The organism is Pandoraea sp. NE5, assembly GCF_024363545.1.
In the GTDB taxonomy this organism is placed as follows: domain Bacteria; phylum Pseudomonadota; class Gammaproteobacteria; order Burkholderiales; family Burkholderiaceae; genus Pandoraea; species Pandoraea cepalis.
Genome location: NZ_AP025517.1, coordinates 3,516,210 through 3,536,804, shown reverse-complemented (window position 1 = coordinate 3,536,804; position 20,595 = coordinate 3,516,210). Strand labels below are relative to the sequence as shown.

Sequence of the window (20,595 nt, the reverse complement as noted above, 5' to 3'; positions counted from 1 at the left end):
GTAAAAAACTGGACTAATATGTAAAAAAGGAGGTGAGGAGATGAGTCAACAACTGCAAGGTCGTAACGTCGGTCACGGCGCGACGGCGGGATTTCTCAACACGGACTGGAATCCGCGAGATCTGCCATTGGGCGCGACGACGCGTAATGTCGTCCTTCGCACGGCAGACGGCGCGGCAACGAGCGGCGCACTCTATACCGAAGGTTCGCCCGATACTGTTGTCTGCATCATGCATCCGCGTGAGTTCATGGCATGTCATTACCTGATCCCGGATATCGTGAATGCCGGCTATGCCGCATGGACACAGGCCCCGCGATCCGTCGGCAACGACATGCGGCTGGAACATGAGTTCGCGCTCTACGACGTCGCCGCCAGCATGCGATTCCTGCGCGAGGCGGGGTTCAAACGCATCATCCTGCTCGGCAACTCGGGCGGAAGTGGCCTCTACGCCCTCTACGCGCAGCAATCCGGGCTGGCGCCGGAAGCGCGAATCGAGCGCACACCAGGCGGACGTCCGACGAAACTGGCTTCGCTCGACATGCCGGCCATCGACGGTGTGGTTTTCGTCGCCCCCCACCCCGGACAAGGTGCCCTGCTGCAAACCTGCATCGATCCGTCGGTGACCAACGAGCAGGATGCGCTATCCGTCGACCCGACGCTCGACCCGTTCGACCCGGCCAACGGGTTCTCGCCGCGGCAGTCGGGGGTCGCCACCGCGACACGTTACAACGCCGACTTCGTAGCGCGCTACCGCGTCGCGCAAACCGCTCGTGTGGCGCGTCTCGACGCCATGGCGCGCGATCTCATCGCGACGCGTCAAGGCGCACGCGAGCGCCTCAAACACGACTCGGATCGGACCGACGCACGCCTGCGCCGCATAGCCGCGCACACGCCCGTGATGACGATCTGGCGAACCGACGCCGACCTGCGCTGCTTCGATCTGACGCTGGACCCGTCCGACCGGCGTTTCGGCTCACTCTGGGGCAGCGATCCGTTCACCTCGAACTACGGTTCGGTCGGTTTCGGCCGCGTCTGCTCTCCCGAGGCGTGGCTCTCCACATGGTCCGGGTTGTCCTCGAACGCATTGCTGTCGAAAACCGCATCGGCCATCGTGCAGCCTACGCTGCTCATCGAGTACACGGGCGATCAGGCCTGCTTTCCCAGCGTCATCGCCGACATCTACGCCAGTCTCGGCTCGACGCGGAAGTCGCACCGGCGTGTACGCGGCGACCACCACGGCCGCGCGCTGGCCGATGGCGAAGAAGCCGGACGCTACATCGCCGGTCGCCTGCTGCAGGACTGGCTGCGCGAGACCTTCCCGCAATGACACGCGCGGCCCCTACCCCCCCAATGCACTACCGAACTTCGGGAGACCCGACATGAAGTTGAACGACATCCCCGCAGCTGATCTCGCCTTGCGTCTGCACGGCGTGGATCACACGGCGCGGCCGACCTGGCGACTGCGGCAAACCGTCGAGTTCTATCGCGACATTCTCGGCCTGCCGCTGATTCACACGATTTCCGCTCGCGGCTGGGGGCCAGCAACGCACCCCGACTTCCTGCACTTCTTCTTCGATAGCGGCCACGGCAGCACGATCGCCTTCTTCTACTACCTGGGCAGTGCGGAACCGGCATTCCTCGCCAATCGTCCTGGCCGGGCACCGTTGCCCGACGACCACGTATTCGACGCCACGCACACCGCATGGCGGGTCGACAGCCCGGAGGCATTGCGGGCCTGGAAGACCCGGCTGGAAGCGCGTGGCGTGGAAGTCTCGACCGAGACGGCGCACGAGGTGATCGAGTCGATCTACTTTCGCGACCCGAACGGCTACTTCATCGAGATCACCCGTAAGCTGCGCGCGCTGGAAGGCATCGATGCGCGCGACGCGTCGGCCACGCTCGAGTCCGCCATGGAAATCGAAGATGAAGCCCTCGCAGGAGGCGCCCCCTTCACCTGCATCGACACCGTTTGGCAACGCAAGGCTCAACGCCTCGGCCAACGTCTGCATGGGGAGCGTCAGTCATGAGGACTCAAACGCCACAGCCCCGCCAACCGCTGCAAATCTTCGTCCTTAATGTGCCCGAATTTGCGCCGCTGACCGAAGCCGCACGGCAGTTGCCGTCGTGCCGGGTCGAAGCCCGCGGCGACTACACCGTGATTTCCAGCGATGTGCCGATTGCTTTCGAGCGTCGCGCACTGGGCCTGAAGCCCGCCGTCTGGTACGGATTGTTCACGGGCGGCCTCGACGGCCGAATCGAAAGCTATGAACGCGACATCGTGCGGATCGCCCCGCGCGCATAACGTCGCCACCGGAACGTGCAGGAGACACTATGAGCGGTATTTATCACCGTATCGACGGCGTGACGTACTGTCCGCCGGACCTGGCGCAGCGCTATTTCGCGTCGAACGCCTGGGTCGACACCACCCTCGGCGACGCGTTGCGGGCGACCGCCGCGCGTGTCCCGGCACGCTCGGCCTACCTCAGTGATGAGGCTACGCTGACCTTCGTCGAACTCGACTCGCGCAGCGAACGGCTTGGTGCGGCGCTCATCGAACTGGGCCTGCGCCCGGGCGACCGAGCGGTCTTCCAAATGGGCACCAACGTCGACACCGTCGTCGCACTGATGGGGGCCTACAAGGCGGGCGTCGTTCCCGTGTGTGCGGTGCCGCAATACCGTGAAGTGGAAATCGGCCAACTGGTTTCACAGTCCGAGGCGCGCGGCTACTTCGTGCAAGCGGATTTCTCCGCGTTCGATCTCGTCGGGTTTGCCCGTCAAATGATGGCGCGGCACGCGTCGCTGGAGCATCTGCTGGTGGCGCGCGGGAAGCAGGATGATCGTGCCGGCACCGGCCATCACGCCATCGAACGTCTTATCGACGCGATGCCACTCGAGCGCGCGCGCGACGTGCTGGGCAACCTTCGCATCGGTAGCGAGGACGTGCTGAGCTTCCAACTCTCGGGCGGCACGACCGGTGTGCCGAAGATCATCCCACGCTTTCATGCGGAGTACATCGGTCACTCGCTGACATGGATGCGCCATATCGGCATGTCCGAACACAGCCGCATGATCTGGTCGCTGCCATTGCTGCACAACGCCGGCCAGCTCTACGTGCTTGCGTCCACCGTGGCAACCGGCATGACGACCGTGCTGATGCCCCGTGTCGACATCGCCCGCATGCTCACGCTGATCGAGATGCACCGCGTCACGCATGGCCTCTCCATCGGGCCAGTCGCACCGCAAATGATCGCGTACAAGGATGTTGGCAAACACGATCTTTCGTCGCTGCAACTCTTCGGCACGATGAGCCGCGCCGACTCGCTTGAAGCCCACCTCGGCGTACCGTGCTTCAACCTCTACGGCACGACCGAAGGCCTGCTCATGGGGGCCGGCGCGCATCTGCCAGCGACGTTGCGTCACCACACGCAAGGGCTATCCGGGTGCGACGACGACGATATTCGTGTGCTGTTTCCGGGCACGGATACGCCCACCGAAGCAGGTACCGCAGGCGAACTCTGCTTTCGTGGGCCGTCGAGCCTGCGCGGCTACTACAAGGCGCACGACGCAACGGCTCAGACGCTCACGCCGGACGGTTTCGTGCGCACCGGCGACATGGTCACGGAAAAGGTCATCGACGGCGTGCGCTGCTTCGCCTTCGAAGGGCGTCTGCGCGACAACATCAATCGCGGTGGCGAGAAGATCGGCTGCGAAGAGGTCGAAGCGTTTGTCAGCCATCATCCGGCCGTTGCCGACGCCAAGCTGGTCGCCATGCCCGATTCGATTTACGGCGAGCGGGGTTGTGTCTATCTCATCCTGCGCCCCGGACATGTCGCGCCTTCCGTCACCGAACTCGCCGCGTTTCTCATCGGCCAGGGGCTGGCGAAGTTCAAGTGCCCGGAGCGTATCGAGACGGTCGACGAATTTCCGGTGACCCGCGTCGGCAAGGTCGACAAGGCATCGCTGCGGGCGGCCATCGCCGAACGCCTTGCCACCGAAACCGCGCGCACCATCACCGCCCAGACGGCAAAGGCGGGCGCATGATCAGCACCGAATACGTGGTGAGCGAGCAGCCCTTCGTAGTGCGCCGTCAGGTGCGATGGGGCGAGTGCGACCCGGCTGGCGTCGTCTACACGGCCACCTTTTCCGACTATGTCATCTCCATCGCCGAATTGTTCTATGGATCGCTCTTTGGCGGCACACCACAGGCCGTCAAGAACCGACACGGATTCGGCACCCCGACCCGCGCGCTGACATTCGACTTCCACCGCTCGCTCTGGCCGGACGACGCGTTCGACGTCACCGTGGAAGTCGCCGAAGTTCGCACCCGAACCTTCACCTTGTTGATGACGGCGCGCAAAGCCGACAACGACATCGCCTTCATTGCACGACTCACGCCGATCTGCATCCAGCGCGGCGCGCGCGAGTCGATCGAGATGCCGTCGGTGCTGCGCGCGGCGCTCGAACAATACCGAGCCCGCAACGAACACGCCGCAGCCCCCTCACTCGCCGGAGACATCACCCTATGACGCCTACCCCATTTCGCATTGGTCAGATCGTGCCCAGTTCCAACACCACGATGGAGACCGAGATTCCCGCCATGCTGCGCGCGCGTGAACAGGTCCTGCCCGAGCGCTTCACCTTCCATTCGAGCCGCATGCGCATGCATCGCGTGGTGAAGGAGGAACTTGCGGCGATGAACGCCGAGGGCCTGCGCTGTGCCGCCGAACTCGCCGACGCGCGTGTGGATGTCATGAGTACCGCTTGCCTCGTGGCCATCATGGCGATGGGGCCGGGCTACCACCGCCAGGTTGAGGAAGACCTGCGCCGCGTCAGCCGCGAGAACCACTGCACAGCCGCCATCATGACGTCGGCCGGTGCACTCGTCGCCGGGTTGAAGACGCTGGGCGCGCGCAAGATCGCGCTGATGGCGCCGTACATGAAGCCGCTCACGCAAGCTGTGGTCGAGTATATCGAGCACGAGGGCATCGAGGTGCTCGATGCTCTGTCGTTCGAAATTCCCGACAACCTTGAGGTCGGACGCCGCGACCCCATGCAGTTGCTCAACGACGTCAAGCGGCTCAATACGGCCAATGCAGACGTCGTGGTGCTGTCCGCCTGCGTGCAGATGCCGTCGCTGCCTGCGATCCAGCTCGCGCAGGACCGGCTCGGCCTTCCCGTGACGTCGACCGCCGTGAGTACGGTGCGCCAGATGCTCGATCACCTCGGTCTGGCCCCTGAGGTGCCCAACGCCGGTGCCCTGCTGGCCGTGCCGAGCGCACGACCGCTGACACGTATAGCCTGACGCCCCGCCATCTTCGCCAGCCAAAAATCAAGGAGCCCATCATGAGAATCGCCGTCATCGGTGGCGGGCCTGCCGGCCTGTACTTCTCGCTGTTGATGAAACAGCGTCATCCGCAAGACGAGATCGTCGTGCACGAGCGCAACGCCGCCAATGCCACTTATGGCTGGGGCGTTGTCTTCTCCGACATCGCACTTGCGTTCCTGAAAGAGGCGGACGAGGCATTCTTCCGCAAGTTCACCGCGCACCATACCCGCTGCGATTACATGGAGATCGTGCATCAAAGCGTGCCGGTGCGCCTGAGCAACAATCACTTTTCGCGCACGTCCCGCATCGATATGCTGCGCGTACTACAGCAAGCCTGCGCGCAAGCCGGTGTCGATGTTCGCTATCAAAGCCACGTCACCGATCCGGCCCAACTGCCCGACGCCGACGTGATCATCGCCGCCGACGGCGTGAACAGCGAAGTGCGCACCCATCTGGCCGAACACTTCATGCCGAGCTTCGACGAGCGACGCAACAAGTTCGCGTGGTATGGCACGTCGCAGCGCTTCCACCCGGTGTCGTTGATCTTCCGTCAGACGCCGCACGGCGTGTTCATGGCGCACGCGTATCAATACAGTCCCGATCGCTCAACGTTCCTCGTGGAAGTCGATCCCGAGACATGGCAGCGCTGCGGCCTCGACACCGCCGCCGAGGACGAGAGCCGCGCGTTCTGCGAGCAGATCTTTGCCGACGACCTGCAAGGTCATTCGTTGCTGACCAACCGGTCGAACTGGTTTCAGGCACGGGTGGTCAGCAATGCGCGCTGGTCGCACGGCAACGTGGTTCTGCTTGGCGACGCCCTGCGCAGTGTGCACTTCTCGCTCGGCTCGGGCACGCGCATGGCCATGCAGGATGCCATCGCCTTGTTCGAAGCGCTGTCGGCGCATCGGAATGACGTGCAATCGGCGTTCGCTTCGTTCGAGCAAAGCCGTCGCAGCGCCTCTGATCGCTTTCAGGATGCCGCCAGACGGAGCCTCGACTGGTACGAGTCCGTTGGCCAGCGCATGCACCTCGATCCCGTGAGCTTTGCATACGACTACATGCTGCGCACGGGACGCGTCAGTCACGAAGACCTTCGTCGGCGAGATCCTGCGTTCATCGCACAAGTAGAGACCAATGCCGCCGTCCCAGTGCACGGGCGCGCCGCATAGCTGCCAGCCGCATTCAGCACATCCACATAAAGGGCGACATCGTATCGCCGCATCGAGACAGGAGACACTTTCATGGACAAGCAAGACACCCGGCACACGTCAGTGGACGTACGGGACTTCATCAACGCGATCCCAGTGTCGCGCTTCCAGATCATGATCAGCGCGATGTGCTTCCTGATCGTGGCGCTGGACGGGTTCGACATCGCGATCATCGGCTTTATCGCCCCTCACATTCGCGCCGAATGGCAGTTGTCGATGGTCTCGCTCGGCCCCCTGTTCAGCGCCGGGCTGCTGGGACTGATGGTGGGCGCGTTCTGTAGCGGGCCGATGGCGGACCGTATCGGACGCCGCCGTGTCTTGATCTTGTCTGTCGCATGGTTCGGTGCGGCAAGCGTAGGGGCTGCGTTCGCGCCGAACGTCGAATGGCTGATCGCGCTTCGCTTCCTGACCGGCCTAGGATTGGGCGGTGCCATGCCCAACGCGATCACGCTGACGTCCGAGTTCAGTCCCGAGCGGCGTCGCGGCACTCTGCTCACGCTGATGTTCTGCGGCTTCTCGCTCGGCTCGGCGCTCGGCGGCGTAGTGACGGCGTACCTCGTGGCGGGGATCGGCTGGCGCGGCTTGCTCGCCGTCGGCGGCCTGCTGTCGCTGGCGCTTGTGCCGGTGCTGTGGTTCACGCTGCCGGAGTCGGTGCGCTTTTTGGCAATCCGAGGCGGCACGCAGACGCAGATCATCTCGATTCTGGCGCGCGTCGCGCCGCAACGGGTTGTGGCCGGTCCGCAGTACACCGCTGCCGACGATCGCCTCCCGTCGTCGCCCGTGGTGCAACTGTTCCATCGCGACTACCGGCGCGGCACGCTGCTGCTCTGGCTCGCATTCTTCATGAGTTTGCTGTTGCTGTACCTGCTCATCAATTGGCTGCCGATCCTGGCGGAGCGCAGCGGCCTGACGCTCAAGCAGGCGTCGATGTTTGCCGGACTGTTGCAAGGCGGCGGCGTGCTGGGTGCGATTGTGCTGGGCGTGCTGATCGACCGGTTCCATCCTTACAAAGTGGTCGCCGCAGCCTATGTCGTGGGTGCGTTCGCGCTAGCGTCGCTGGCGATTGCCGGCGATGCGGTATGGCTGGCGCTGGGCATCTTCGTGACAGGATTCTGCGTGAGCGGTTCGCAGGTCTGCGCGAACGTGATTGCATCCGCCTATTACCCGACATCCAATCGCGCGACCGGCGTGGCGTGGGCGCTCGGCATCGGCCGCATCGGGGCGGTGGCGGGATCGCTCGGTGGCGCCATGCTGCTCGCGGCGGGTTGGAGCAATGCCGGACTGTTCATGATTCTCGCGATACCGGCAGTGCTGGCCGCGCTGGGGATTCTGCTCGCGGGCGCAAAGCATGGGCGAGCCGTGGAGAGTGAGGCCATCACCACCCAGTCGCCCGTGTCGCTCTCGGAGATTTGACGATGGCGAACCGGCCTGAGGTAGCGACGGACGTCGTTGCTTGCGTCGGGCCAGTTCGTGAATGCGGGACAACGCGCCGCGCTCGATGTCTTGCACGCGGACTGAAAATCAATCCTGAGCCCGCGTATCCCCAACCAGATTTCCATCGATCGGAAGCATCTTGGCGGCGACAAAATTGACCTTGCCGCGCAATCGCAGCGATGCTCCGTTGCTGTTTCAGTAGCGGTATCTATGCGTAGCGATACACACCATAGCCCGACTTTCTGCCCAAGCGCCCCGCGGCCACTAACTCGCGCAGTAACGGACAGGCTCGGTACTTAGGGTCACCGAAGTCTTTCGAGAAGACGTCCATGACCGACAGGCATACGTCGAGCCCGACCAGGTCGGCAAGCGCCAGCGGTCCGAGTGGATGATTGGCGCCAAGTCGCATTCCCGCGTCGATTTCTTCTGCGCTTGCAATGCCCTCCGCCAGCACAAAAAAAGCCTCGTTGATCATCGGCACCAGAATCCGGTTGACCACGAAACCCGGCGAATTCTTGACGTTGATAGGCGCTTTGCTCAGCTGTAGCGCTAACTCGTGCACCGCGCGCACGGTTTCGGCATTTGTCTGAACGCCTTTAATGATCTCGACAAGCGGTAGCAATGGCACCGGGTTGAAGAAATGCATACCGATAAAGCGCGATGGGTCCGACATCGCCGCGCCAAGCGCGGTGATCGAGATTGACGAGGTATTTGAAGCGATGATTGCCCAGGGGCGGACGATCGACTCAATCTGGGTCAGGATGCGCATCTTGAGTTCGCGATTTTCGGTCGCGGCCTCGATGATTAGATCAACGTCCGCAAGTCGCCGATAATCTGTCGATGCTTCAACCCTCGAAATGGCGACGGCTCGCTGTGCGGTGTCAAGCTTACCTTTGGTCACCATCCGGTCAAGGCTGGCGGTCAACGACTCAATGCCGCCAGCAAGTGCGTATTCGTTAATGTCGATCAGAACTGTGTTCAGGCCAGCAGTGGCGACGATCTGTGCGATGCCGCTGCCCATCGCACCAGCACCAACGATGCCTACGGATTCAATTGTCATTGGGACTTCCATGGTCTTCAACTTGCCGAATTACACCTGCTGAAGGTTCTCGAACACGGCAGCAATGCCTTGCCCGCCACCAATGCACATGGTGACCAAGGCGTAGCGACCATTGATTCGCTGCAACTCGTATAACGCCTTGACGGTAATCAGTGCGCCGGTGGCCCCGATTGGATGGCCGAGCGAAATACCCGACCCGTTCGGATTCACCTTGGCCGGATCGAGTTGCAACGCTTGCATTACCGCGCATGCCTGTGCCGCAAACGCTTCATTGGCCTCGATGACATCCAGGTCCGAGATTTCCAGCCCTGCGCGCTGAAGTGCAATGCGGGTAGCGGGGACCGGGCCAATCCCCATGTACAGCGGATCAACGCCGGCGTGCGCATAAGACACCAAACGCGCCATTGCCTTCACACCCCGCGCCTCGGCGGCGTCCCGGGACATCATGAGGACAGCCGCCGCCGCATCGTTGATGCCTGAGGCGTTGCCCGCCGTAACCGTGCCCCCATCCTTCTGGAACACCGGCCGCAGTCCGGAAAGCTCGCTCGGATCAAGCTGTCGACGAACGTGCTCGTCGGTGTCGAACGTGAGCACCTGCCCTTTCACATCGCGGCTGATGGGCAGGATCTGCGTCTTGAACCGTCCCTCGTCGATCGCTCGTGCAGCGCGCCGGTGCGATTCGACGGCCAGGGCATCCTGCTGCTCCCGGTGGATGGTGTATTTCCGAGCAACGTTCTCCGCCGTGACTCCCATTGGAACGCTGTGAAACGGGTCGTCTAACGCACCAAGCAACATATCGATCAAACGAGCATCGCCCATGCGAGCGCCGAACCGTGCATCAGGCGTGACGTAGGGGGCGCGGCTCATGCTCTCGGCCCCGCCGCCGATGGCGATGTCGGCGTCGCCGAGCAGGATCGTTTGTGCCGCCGATATGATTGCCTGCAAGCCGGAACCACACAGCCGATTGACAGTCAGGGCTGGCGTGGCTACCGCAACACCGCCATTGACTGCGGCAACGCGCGCCAAATACAGATCCTTGGGCTCGGTGGCAAGTACGTTGCCAAATACGACATGCCCGACTTCATCCCCGCCGACCGTTGCACGTGCCAGCACTTCTCGCACGACCAGTGCGCCCAATTCGGTAGGGGCAAACGCTTTCAGGCTGCCGCCGAACTTCCCGATTGCCGTTCGCACGCCACTCACCACCACGACTTCTTTTTTCACGTCACGCTCCTCGATTTATCGGCCAAGTGCGCCAGCTCGCTGGCCTCGCACGGCAATTCACATATTTGGATAGTTCGGCCCCCCGCCGCCTTCCGGGGGCGTCCAGATAATGTTCTGCGTAGGGTCCTTGATGTCGCAGGTCTTGCAATGCACACAATTCTGGGCGTTGATCGTCAATCGGTGCGCACCGTCGTCGTGCTTTGTAAATTCGTACACGCCTGCGGGGCAGTAGCGGCTTTCAGGACCGGCGTACGTGCGCAGGTTGATGTTGACCGGTCTGGCTGCGTCTTTCAGCCTCAAATGAGATGGCTGGTTTTCCTCGTGATTCGTGTTGGAGACGAACACGGATGAGAGCCTGTCGAACGTCAATTTTCCGTCTGGCTTCGGATACGAAATCGGCTTGCACTGAGCAGCCGGTTTAAGCGTCTCGTGATCGGCGTGCTTATGGTGCAGCGTCCAAGGCATCTTGCCGCCTAGCAGCTTCTGCTCGACGCCGACCATCAGCGCTCCCAAATAGAGACCCTTGCCCATCCACTGCTTGAAATTGCGAGCTCGGCGAAGCTCGGCGTACAGCCACGATTTCCGGAAGGCCTCCGGGTAAGCGAACAACTCATCCGATTGGCGACCGCCTTGCACCGCGTCGAAGGCCGCGTCGGCCGCGAGCATGCCGGTCTTGATCGCGGCATGGCTGCCCTTGATGCGTGAGGCGTTGAGGAACCCGGCATCATCGCCGATAAGCGCCCCTCCTGGAAATGTCAGCTTCGGCAATGACACCAAACCGCCCGCCGTGATGGCTCGTGCGCCGTAGGACAAGCGCTTGCCGCCTTCGAGGTATTTTCGGATCGACGGGTGTGTCTTGTAGCGTTGGAACTCGTCGAAAGGAGACAGATACGGGTTCTGATAGCCTAAACCCACCACGAACCCCACCATGACCTGGCGATTGTCCAGATGGTAGAGAAACGATCCGCCGTAGGTGTCGCTTCGCAGCGGCCATCCCGCAGTGTGGATGACGAGACCGGGTTGGTGCACTTCCGGGGCGATCTCCCACAGCTCCTTGATGCCAATGCCGTGAACCTGCGGATCGACGCCGTTACGCAACGCAAAGCGATCTTGAAGCTCTCGGCCAAGATGACCGCGCGCCCCTTCGGCGAACAACGTGTACTTGGCATGCAGCGCGATGCCAAGCTGGAAGTTGGCGGTGGGTTCGCCGTCCTTGCCGAGTCCCATGTCACCGGTCACCACGCCCTTCACCGCACCATCGTCGTGATAAATGACATCGGCCGCGGGAAATCCGGGGAACATCTCGACACCCATCGCCTCGGCTTGCTGCCCGAGCCAACGGGTGACGTTAGCCAGACTGACGACATAGTTGCCGTGATTCTTGAAATTGTCGGGCAATGCCCAGTTGGGGACCGCGTTTGCGCCACCCTCTCTCAAAAACAGGAAGCGATCCTCCGTGACCGGGACATTCAGCGGTGCGCCACGTGCCTTCCAGTCAGGAATCAGCTCATCAAGCGCGCGTGGATCCATCACCGCCCCCGAGAGGATGTGGGCGCCAATCTCCGAACCTTTCTCCAACACGCAAACGCCGATCTCGCGGCCCAGCGCCAGTGCGCGCTTCTTCAACTGAATCGCGGCAGACAACCCCGCGGGCCCCCCGCCAACCACGACCACGTCGTACTGCATGGACTCACGGGGACCAAATTTTTCAAGCAGGTGTTCGGGAGACATCGTTAGCCGCGGCCTTAAAACTGATCTTCGGACAAGGCAAGCAGCCCTTCATTTTCCCTGGCGCAGACAATCGCGGCCTCAAGCGCGGACGCTTGCGGCAGGATATGTTCCGCGTAGCATTGCGCCGTCGCAATCTTTGCGCCATAGAAGGCAGGGTCTTCGTCGAGCTTGTCGGTCGCGACAATCAGCGCCCGCGCCATCTGCCAGCCACCGAGCACAACGCCCGCAAGCTTCAGGTAAGCGACGCCCCCCGAATACACCGCGTTCGGACTGTGCTTGGCATTTTCGAGCACGAATGCCAACGCGGCTTCCAGCGAGCGCAGACCCTGTTTCAAATAGCGCTGTGTCGAGCGAAACGCCGGACCCTCCAGCGGTTCGATCTGTTCGAGCGTTGTCGCGACATCACTGAGCAAGGACCGTACCGCTGCGCCGCCGTCAAGCAACGTCTTTCGGCCGATCAGGTCGTTTGCCTGAATCGCGGTCGTGCCTTCGTAGATCGGCAAAATGCGAGCGTCGCGGTAAAGCTGAGCGGCACCCGTCTCTTCGATGTAGCCCATACCGCCGTGCACCTGTAGGCCGAGGCTGGTTACATCGACGGATGTCTCCGTGCTCCAACCCTTCACGATTGGCACCAAGAATTCATACCGAGCCTTGTGCTGGGCACGCGTGAGTTCGTCCGGATGCGCATGTGCGATGTCCGAATGCGCTGCCGCGACATAGGCGAGCGCACGCGCGGCTTCGGTTGCCGCTCGCATCGTCGCCAGCACGCGACGCACGTCCGGGTGGTGAATGATCGTCACAGATTTTCGGGCCGAACCGTCGACCGGGCGGCTCTGCACGCGCTCTTTCGCGTAGGCGGCCGCCTGCTGATAGGCGCGATCGGACAGGCCGATGCCCTGGATGCCTACACCGAAGCGTGCGGCGTTCATCATGATGAACATGTACTCTAGGCCGCGATTTTCCTCGCCGACCAGATGGCCAATCGCCCCGCCATGATCGCCAAATTGCAGCACGGCCGTCGGGCTCGCCTTGATGCCCAGCTTGTGCTCGATGGACACGCAATCCACATCGTTACGCTCACCAAGCGAGCCGTCGGCGCCGACAAGAAACTTCGGCACGACAAAGAGCGAGATGCCCTTGATGCCTTCCGGAGCATCCGGTGTGCGTGCAAGGACGAGATGCACGATGTTCCGGGCCATGTCGTGCTCGCCCCACGTAATAAAGATCTTTGTCCCGAACACGCGATAATTGCCGTCTTCCTGCCGCTCTGCGCGAGCGCGCAACAGCCCAAGATCCGAGCCTGCCTGCGGCTCGGTCAGGTTCATCGTGCCGGTCCACTCGCCTGAGACAAGCTTCGGTACATAGGCCTGCTTCAGCGTATCGGAGCCGGCCGTGAGCAAGGCTTCGATCGCACCGTCGGTCAGGAGCGGACACAGCGCAAACGACAGGTTCGACGCGTTCAGCATTTCCACACAGGGCGTCGAGATCAGCTTGGGCAATCCCTGGCCGTCATAGGCAACCGGGTGTTGCAATCCCTGCCACCCCCCTTCTGCAAATTGGCGGAATGCCTGCGCAAAACCAGGTGATGCGCTCACGCTACCGTCTTTCCATGCGCTTGGGTTGCGGTCCCCTTGCGCATTCAATGGCGCCAGCACGTCGCTGCATAGCTTTGCCGCCTCTTCCAGCACTGCCTGCGCTGTTTCAAGATTGGCCTCCTCGAAGCCCGGCAACGTCGCCACGTCGTCGAGTCCGGCAAGCTCGTTCATGACGAACAGCATGTCCTTCAATGGTGCGGCGTAGCTCATCGCGCGTCCTTCCTGTGTGATCTTTGCGAAATGGGAGGCCAGCGCACGGACGTGATCCCGCGGCGACTCGACCCAGACGAGCCATCGTAGCGATCTGCCGTTTGAACACCAATGCCAAACGCCGCCCTTTCATTGACAAAACGTGCCATGTTTCATCGCAATGGTGGCGTGCGCGGCCCTGCCTTTCGGTAGGCTTGCGGCGTGCTTCCCGTCCAATGCCGAAACGCCCGGTGAAACGCGCTGGGATCGTCGAAGCCGATGTCGTAGGCGATGGCCGCAATGGCGTCCGCCGAGCGCGTCAGGCGGTGAATCGCGAGATCACGCCGTAACTCGTCCTTGATAGCTTGGAAGGTGGTCCCTTCGGCCGAAAGTCGGCGGCATAGGGTGCGGACAGAGAGATGCAGATCCCGTGCCACGATCTCGATAGTTGGCATCGTTGGCAGATATGCATTCAGGTAGTCGCGAACCCGATGGCACACCATGGGCTCCGCCGACGACACGAAGAGCCAGTCCTTTGGCGCATGTGCCAGGAACACCCGTAAATCCGACTTTTGCCGCCGGATAACCATGTCGAGAAAGTTGACGTCGAAACGCATAAGCGTTCGCGAACAATCGAAGCGAACTGGCCCCGGGAACAGATAGCGGTAGTCAACCGCATGCGGCGGACGCGGAAAATCGAAATCTACGCCGAGCAGCGGGATCCGTTGACCAATCAGCCATGACGCCAAGCCGTGAGCGAGCTTGAGTATCAGTTCCCTACCAAGCCTGCTCGAGGTGGAACCCTCGTGCTTGGCGACGAGTTCAATACTGCAGACATTCCCTTCGCGTCGCGTCTTGACGCTGAACTCGTCGATGAGCAGACGCAGGAACTGGCCGAACCGATGCATCGCAACTTCTAGATTCGGTGCATCGAGTAGGCTCAAGCTGAGGTATTTCAAGGTGCCGTTGCGCAACGGCCGGCCGAAGATGCCCGGCATTTCGTCGTCCAGCGCATGGGCACGCATCCGGTAGAGTATTGCGAATTGCTCTTCCGTCAGGCGGGCGCCGGGCTCGCGGAGCAATTCGTAGGAAATGCCCGCGCAGCCGGCCAGACGCTCGATTTCGCTCCGAGCAGCACCGACAAGAATGCTGTTTACGAGCGAGACGGGAACGGTAGCCGAAAGCGGATTCAATGGCTTTGTGCCAACACGCTGCGTAATCGCGGGATCAGGCGGGGGCCGCGGTGTCGTTGGGCGATCGTCACAGGCAGTGGCCTGGAAACGGCGTCGTTCAGCTTGAACACAGTCACGGCCGAGATGAGCGTTGTCGCCTGCTGTTCGAGCGACTGTGCGGCTGCCGCCGCCTCCTCGACTAACGCGGCGTTCTGTTGGGTCACACTGTCCATCTGCGCTATGGCCTGCCCGACCTGCTCAATTCCCCGGCTCTGCTCGTCCGAAGCCGCTGCGATCTCGCCCATGATGTTCGTGACTCTGGAGACGGCCTGATCGATTTCGTACATGGTGTGACCGGCTCGATTCGCGAGTTCCGTTCCCACTGCGACGCGAGCGACCGACGCGTTGATCAACCCCTTGATTTCCTTTGATGCACTTGACGTACGTTGCGCCAACACCCTGACCTCGCCGGCAACGACCGCAAAACCGCGCCCGTGCTCGCCGGCACGCGCGGCTTCTACCGCTGCGTTGAGTGCCAGAATGTTCGTTTGAAACGCGATGCTTTCGATAAGACCAATGATATCGACGATCCTGGACGCGCTCTCACTGATCTCGCCCATGGTGTCCACGACACGGGCCACGGACGCATTTCCGCGATTGGCGATTTCCGCTGCGTTGGCCGCCAGCACGCTCGCCTTCCGGGCGTTTTCAGCGTTATGCTGCACCGTGCCCGTCAACTCGTCCATGGTCGCTGACGTCTGTTCGAGCGACGCCGCCTGTTGTTCGGTGCGTGAAGACAAGTCGATATTGCCCGCCGCGATCTGACGCGTCGCCGTCCCAACTGATTCACCGCTCGTGCGAACGCCACTGACGATGCCAACGAGGTTGTCGTTCATGCACTTGAGCGCAACCAACAAATGACTTGTCTCGTCGCGCCCCGACGGCTCGATGTGAGAAGTCAGGTCACCCGCTGAAACCGTTTCCGCAATGCGTACCGCTTCCGCAAGCGGTCGGGAGATGGAGCGAATCAGCGCCCAGCAGATGAACCCGAAAGTGCCGACAATGAGTGTGGTTCCAATGACGTTTGTCCACACCACGCGTCGATAGGTCGCATCGGCCTGCTCATACGCCTGGCGTGCGGCATCCATCTGAAGTTTGACCAACCGGTCAAGCAGACGCGTCATCGGTTCGATCGCCGGAGACATTTCACTGTCGATGAATTCTCTCAAGCCGTCCTTATCGTCTGTGCGCAACAGCTCCCGCAAACGGGCGACAGCCGAGTCGCCCCGGTCTCTGAGCGGAGCCGCCTCGTTGACAAGCTGCTTTTCATCCGCAGTCAGTTGGGTCGCCGCGTAATTCGTCCACGCTTTATCCATGCGCGCTCGTGCCTCATCGATTACCTTGACGGCGTCGGTGGCGGGCAGGGTGCCATCGCTTACCTTGCGCGCCGCACCCGCAATGCTCCGCGTATATCCATCCGATACCACCTTGAGCTCGCCAAGCGGCAGAACGCGATCGTTGTAGAGGATCTCGATCGACGCATTGGCGTTGTGAAGTCGAAGCACACTCTGACTGGCGACGAGCAAAAATAAGGCAAGCAGTGCAGTCACCAACAGAACCAGACGGGTCTTGATGCTGAAGTTATTCATCCGGGAATCGGGGAGTGATTGAGCAAGCGGCGGGGGCTCGCACGCGTCCGGCACATGCGAGCCCCGCGCGGGGCGATTAGAAGGAGTGCCGCATACCCAGCATGACCGCCGTTGTCGCCATGGCAGGCGCGACCGGCTGACCGTAGGTAATCGTGGTGGTCATCGTGCCCTTGTTGTTCACATACCCGTACTGTCCATAGACCATGGTCGTTTTGGAGAGGTGATATTCCGCCCCCGCTGCGAACTCGGTCGAGTGGTTGGTCGAGTTGTTTTTGTCCCTCAGGTAATAAACGGCGCTGGTGAGCTGCAACGCGGGCGTGATCCGATAGCCCAACCCCGCTGAATACATATCGATATTGACGGCTCCGGAATTCGATGGATTCCTGCCATTGCTGTATGACGCGGATGCCGAAAGGCCGTTGCTGAAGGTATATTTCGCGCCCAGATAGATGAAGCGGTTGTTGTCGACGCCGGTTGCGGAAGCACCGGGCATCGGATTCGTATCGTGCCCGTTGTAATAAACGGCCGACACGGCAAGTCCGTAGTTCGAGTACTTGAGTACGGCCGACTCTCGCGTGCCGCCCTGGAAGCTGCCCGGCGAACCGCCCGGCGCGTATTCGAGTACGGCGGAGACGCCGCCGAACTTGGGTGATTCATAAACGATCGCGCTACTGTCGTACAGCGCGCCGATGGGCGCGTTGGTATTGGTGCCGGGCCAACCTGCGGCTTGGTTCATACCCAACCACGCGGTCAAAATGCTGCCAAAGTATTGTGCGGAGCGAACGTCCGTTTCCGCCATTGCCCAGGCCATTGGCACAATTTGACGCCCAGCGGTCACGCTGCCGAACGGCCCCGAAATACCGACGTTGGCCTGCTGATTGAAGATCGCCGTGCCGCCGGTTGTGTCCGCAAGGCCCAACTTTCCGCTGGTGGTATCGAACGTGCCTTGCAGTTTGAAGTTCACGTGATAACCACCGCCAATGTCTTCGGTGCCCCTGATGCCCCAATTACTGGCGTAGATGCCGCCATCCTTGGCGCGATAGACCTTGCCAAGGTTGGCCGACGCAGGGTTGAACGTCGCCGCGGAGGTACTTTGATACAACATCCCTGTATCGACGTTACCGTACAGAGTTACCGACGATTGTGCGTAAGCCACATGCCCCGTTGCGGCCAGCGCGGCCACTGCAATCCACTTCAACTTCATGTCTCCTCCAATCTCTTTTTTGTAAAATTTCAAGTTGCCAATCCAACACACGCCGATGGCATGCTCGCCGCCGGCCGATTCACTACCTCAGCAGGTAATCCTGGAATGCTTCTCGCAGCCTGTTCTTCAATACCTTGCCGGTGGCACCGATCGGCAGCGCGTCAATAAACACAACAGCGTCCGGCGTCCACCACTTCGCAATTCTTCCCCGCAGGTATGTCAGCACTTCGTCGGCCGTCAGTGGCTCACCCGCGCGCTTTACAACGAGGAGAAGCGGTCGCTCGTCCCACTTCGGATGCCTGGCGGCGATGCATGCGGCACTCTCGATGGCGGGATGCGATATGGCGATGTTCTCGATCTCGATCGAACTGATCCATTCACCGCCGGACTTGATCACGTCCTTGCTGCGGTCGGTGATCTGCATGAAGCCATCGGCGTCGATCGTCGCAACGTCGCCGGTGGGGAACCAACCCTGCCCGGCGGCATCGCGCACCAATGGGCTATCGCCCTGATTGAGGAAGTAGTCGCTCGCAATCCACGGCCCGCGCACCAGCAAATCGCCCGCCGTTGCACCATCCCACGCAAGCTCGTTTCCGAGTCCGTCAACGATTTTCATGTCGACACCAAATACGGCTCGACCTTGCTTCGCTTGTGTGGTGTAACGATCTTCGGGTGACGTTGCCCGGTGTTTCGCCTTCATCGCGCCAACGGTGCCGATCGGACTCAGTTCGGTCATTCCCCATGCGTGCACGACCTCGATGCCATGGGCTTCCTGGAAAGTACGAAGCATGGACGACGGGCATGCCGCTCCGCCAATGACGGTGCGCTTGAAGGTCGAGAATGTCAGATCGCCCTCCCCTACATGGTTTAGCAGGCCTTGCCAAACTGTCGGAACGCCAGCCGCGAACGTCACTTGTTCCGCTTCGATGAGTTCGTACAGCGATTTCCCGTCCAACCCCGGGCCGGGGAACACCAGCTTGGCACCGACCATGCACGCGACGTACGGAATGCCCCACGCATTCACGTGAAACATCGGCACCACTGGCAGCAGCACGTCTTTTGCGGAGCAGTTCAGCGCATCCGGCAACGCGGCGGCATAAGTGTGGAGCAACGAGGATCGGTGAGAGTACAGGACGCCCTTAGGATTGCCGGTGGTGCCCGACGTGTAGCACAGCGCGCATGCACTACGTTCGTCAAATTCCGGCCAGGTGTAGTCAGGTGAGCTCTCGTCGATCAGGTCTTCGTAACACAGCAGGTTGGCAATGCGGGGGGCTTGCGGCATGTGCGCGCGGTCGGTCATGGCGACAAATGCCTTGACCGACTCACAGCGACCGGCGATCTCCTCGACCAACGGCAGAAAGCTGAGATCGAAGAAGATGTACTGGTCTTGTGCGTGATTGGCGATGTACGTGATCTGGTCAACGTGCAATCTCGGGTTAATCGTGTGCATGACCGCACCCATGCCGGAGATGCCGTAGTACAGCTCCATGTGCCGATAACCGTTCCATGCCAGCGTGCCGACGCGCTCGGATGCGCTTACGCCCAGGCGGGTAAGCGCATTGGCCATCTGACGTGCGCGGCGGTGACAGTCTCGGAAGGTATAGCGATGGATGTCACCCTCCACTCGTCGCGACACGATCTCCGTATCGCCGTGGTGACGATCGGCGTGTGCGATCAACGAGGAGATCAGCAACTGCTTTTCAAGCATCAATCCGTTCATTTTTGCATTCCACTTTCTATTGAAGGACCTAAGATCGCGTTGGCACCACGCTTCTGAACGTGTCCGCGGCGCTCGATGCGGCAAACAATTTCCATCTTTTGCGACGCAGACATGCGATCCCATAGCCCGATTTCGACCGCGGTGCGCCGACACCCTTGACAGAACTTGCCGCTCAGATCCATTCGGCAAATGTTGATACACGGATTGGCAATCGGAGGACCGCTGCACGTTGCGTCCGCGTCGGCAACGCCTTGCAAAACGTCAGTCATCGGCAACGCCTCCATCAGCGGCTCCATCGCTTAGCGCTCCAACCGTTCAGCGCAAACCATGGCCTGCATGGCGGTCAAGAGCGTTTGCGGCTGCTGGGCGCCGGACAACGCCTGGCGCCGATCGAACACGAAGTACGGCACACCGCTGCCCGGTGGCATTTCGTACGTCCGTTCAGGGCTGGCAATACGCCCGCGTTCAGTCGAGACATCGAGGTAAGCTTTGGACGCGCCGGTGAAGCCGCATTCAAGTGCGATACGTGCCAACGTCGCCGTATCGCCGATGTTTTCCCCAAGCAGGAAGTACCCGACGAACAGGCGCTCGATGAGCCTCTCGTGTTGTTTGGTTGTGCCGAAGCGCTGCGCAAAGTTGATCAGGCGATGGGCTGCGCGCGTATTCGGCATCATTTGAATTCGATCAAACGCAAACGAGATGCCAGCGGCAGTTCCTGCCCGCCGTACTTGCTCCCGACGCATCGCAACGGCTTCCGGACTTCCCAGCCGCGCAAGGTAGAAAGCCTCAAAAGGCACGCCCTCGCGCGGCATGTCGGGTAGCAAGCGGTGCGGGTGCCATTTCACAGACACTTGCACTTCGGGATGGAGCACTGCAAAGCTGTCCCGCGCGACGGCCAAATTCCGTTTACCGATCAAACACCAAGGGCAAATCAGATCAAAAAAAACATCAATGTTCAGCGCTTGTTTCATACCCATTTCCGCCTTGGCAACACGAATGCCGCAAACTCAATAAACGTCCACGCATCAGCGTTCGACGTCACTTCCGCCGGGATGCGCACGCGAGCCCTCCGACCCGTTGCCG

18 protein-coding genes are annotated in these 20,595 nt (G+C 61.4%); 8 read left to right on the top strand and 10 right to left on the bottom strand.

Annotated elements, in window-relative coordinates:
- Positions 1–40: 40 nt before the first annotated feature.
- The 8 genes from PanNE5_RS16165 to PanNE5_RS16130 all read left to right on the top strand — a co-directional run bounded on the left by PanNE5_RS16165 (position 41) and on the right by PanNE5_RS16130 (position 7,947).
- The gene (locus PanNE5_RS16165; RefSeq protein ID WP_261938392.1) at positions 41–1,327 is read left to right on the top strand and encodes an alpha/beta hydrolase; all 1,287 of its coding nucleotides are present in this window, start codon (positions 41–43) and stop codon (positions 1,325–1,327) included.
- 52 nt (positions 1,328–1,379) lie between these two features.
- On the top strand, positions 1,380–2,027 hold the full coding sequence (locus PanNE5_RS16160) for a VOC family protein (RefSeq protein ID WP_254441123.1): 648 nt from the start codon (positions 1,380–1,382) through the stop codon (positions 2,025–2,027).
- On the top strand, positions 2,024–2,302 hold the full coding sequence (locus PanNE5_RS16155) for a hypothetical protein (RefSeq protein ID WP_232424593.1): 279 nt from the start codon (positions 2,024–2,026) through the stop codon (positions 2,300–2,302). Before PanNE5_RS16160 ends, PanNE5_RS16155 begins: the two co-directional genes overlap by 4 nt.
- 29 nt (positions 2,303–2,331) lie before the next feature.
- A complete protein-coding gene (locus PanNE5_RS16150; protein WP_261938391.1) occupies positions 2,332–4,041 on the top strand; it encodes an AMP-binding protein in 1,710 nt (569 codons plus the stop codon).
- Positions 4,038–4,526, top strand: a complete 489-nt coding sequence (locus PanNE5_RS16145; protein WP_261938390.1) for an acyl-CoA thioesterase — start codon at positions 4,038–4,040, stop codon at positions 4,524–4,526. Before PanNE5_RS16150 ends, PanNE5_RS16145 begins: the two co-directional genes overlap by 4 nt.
- Positions 4,523–5,302, top strand: a complete 780-nt coding sequence (locus PanNE5_RS16140) for an Asp/Glu racemase (protein ID WP_261938389.1) — start codon at positions 4,523–4,525, stop codon at positions 5,300–5,302. The genes PanNE5_RS16145 and PanNE5_RS16140 overlap by 4 nt, the downstream gene beginning before the upstream one ends.
- Positions 5,303–5,343: 41 nt before the next feature.
- Positions 5,344–6,495, top strand: coding sequence for an FAD-dependent monooxygenase (locus PanNE5_RS16135; protein WP_261938388.1), 1,152 nt, complete (start codon positions 5,344–5,346; stop codon positions 6,493–6,495).
- A 72-nt stretch (positions 6,496–6,567) separates the two neighbouring features.
- Complete coding sequence (locus PanNE5_RS16130) at positions 6,568–7,947, top strand: MFS transporter (RefSeq protein ID WP_261938387.1); 1,380 nt, start codon at positions 6,568–6,570, stop codon at positions 7,945–7,947.
- A gap of 229 nt (positions 7,948–8,176) precedes the next feature.
- On the opposite strand, the gene PanNE5_RS16125 is transcribed toward PanNE5_RS16130, so the two are convergent.
- From PanNE5_RS16125 to PanNE5_RS16075, 10 genes are all read right to left on the bottom strand, one after another.
- Positions 8,177–9,028 (bottom strand): 3-hydroxybutyryl-CoA dehydrogenase, encoded by an 852-nt coding sequence (locus tag PanNE5_RS16125; protein ID WP_261938386.1) that lies wholly within the window; start codon positions 9,026–9,028, stop codon positions 8,177–8,179.
- 30 nt (positions 9,029–9,058) lie between these two features.
- On the bottom strand, positions 9,059–10,252 hold the full coding sequence (gene bktB / locus PanNE5_RS16120; RefSeq protein ID WP_261938385.1) for a beta-ketothiolase BktB: 1,194 nt from the start codon (positions 10,250–10,252) through the stop codon (positions 9,059–9,061).
- Between the two features lie 57 nt (positions 10,253–10,309).
- Positions 10,310–11,983, bottom strand: coding sequence for an electron transfer flavoprotein-ubiquinone oxidoreductase (locus tag PanNE5_RS16115; protein ID WP_261938384.1), 1,674 nt, complete (start codon positions 11,981–11,983; stop codon positions 10,310–10,312).
- Positions 11,984–11,997: 14 nt separating this feature from the next.
- The gene (locus PanNE5_RS16110) at positions 11,998–13,788 is read right to left on the bottom strand and encodes an acyl-CoA dehydrogenase (protein ID WP_261938383.1); all 1,791 of its coding nucleotides are present in this window, start codon (positions 13,786–13,788) and stop codon (positions 11,998–12,000) included.
- 152 nt (positions 13,789–13,940) lie between these two features.
- The gene (locus PanNE5_RS16105) at positions 13,941–14,960 is read right to left on the bottom strand and encodes an AraC family transcriptional regulator (protein WP_261938382.1); all 1,020 of its coding nucleotides are present in this window, start codon (positions 14,958–14,960) and stop codon (positions 13,941–13,943) included.
- Positions 14,957–16,588, bottom strand: a complete 1,632-nt coding sequence (locus PanNE5_RS22960) for a methyl-accepting chemotaxis protein (protein ID WP_315973437.1) — start codon at positions 16,586–16,588, stop codon at positions 14,957–14,959. The genes PanNE5_RS16105 and PanNE5_RS22960 overlap by 4 nt, the downstream gene beginning before the upstream one ends.
- A gap of 76 nt (positions 16,589–16,664) precedes the next feature.
- The gene (locus PanNE5_RS16090) at positions 16,665–17,792 is read right to left on the bottom strand and encodes a porin (protein WP_261939861.1); all 1,128 of its coding nucleotides are present in this window, start codon (positions 17,790–17,792) and stop codon (positions 16,665–16,667) included.
- An 82-nt stretch (positions 17,793–17,874) separates the two neighbouring features.
- Positions 17,875–19,512: a 3-(methylthio)propionyl-CoA ligase gene (locus PanNE5_RS16085; protein WP_261939860.1), complete on the bottom strand. Its 1,638-nt coding sequence runs from the start codon at positions 19,510–19,512 to the stop codon at positions 17,875–17,877.
- Positions 19,509–19,808 (bottom strand): DUF1289 domain-containing protein, encoded by a 300-nt coding sequence (locus tag PanNE5_RS22955; protein ID WP_315973436.1) that lies wholly within the window; start codon positions 19,806–19,808, stop codon positions 19,509–19,511. The genes PanNE5_RS16085 and PanNE5_RS22955 overlap by 4 nt, the downstream gene beginning before the upstream one ends.
- Positions 19,809–19,811: 3 nt before the next feature.
- Positions 19,812–20,483, bottom strand: a complete 672-nt coding sequence (locus PanNE5_RS16075) for a DsbA family oxidoreductase (protein ID WP_261938381.1) — start codon at positions 20,481–20,483, stop codon at positions 19,812–19,814.
- Positions 20,484–20,595 lie beyond the last annotated feature (112 nt).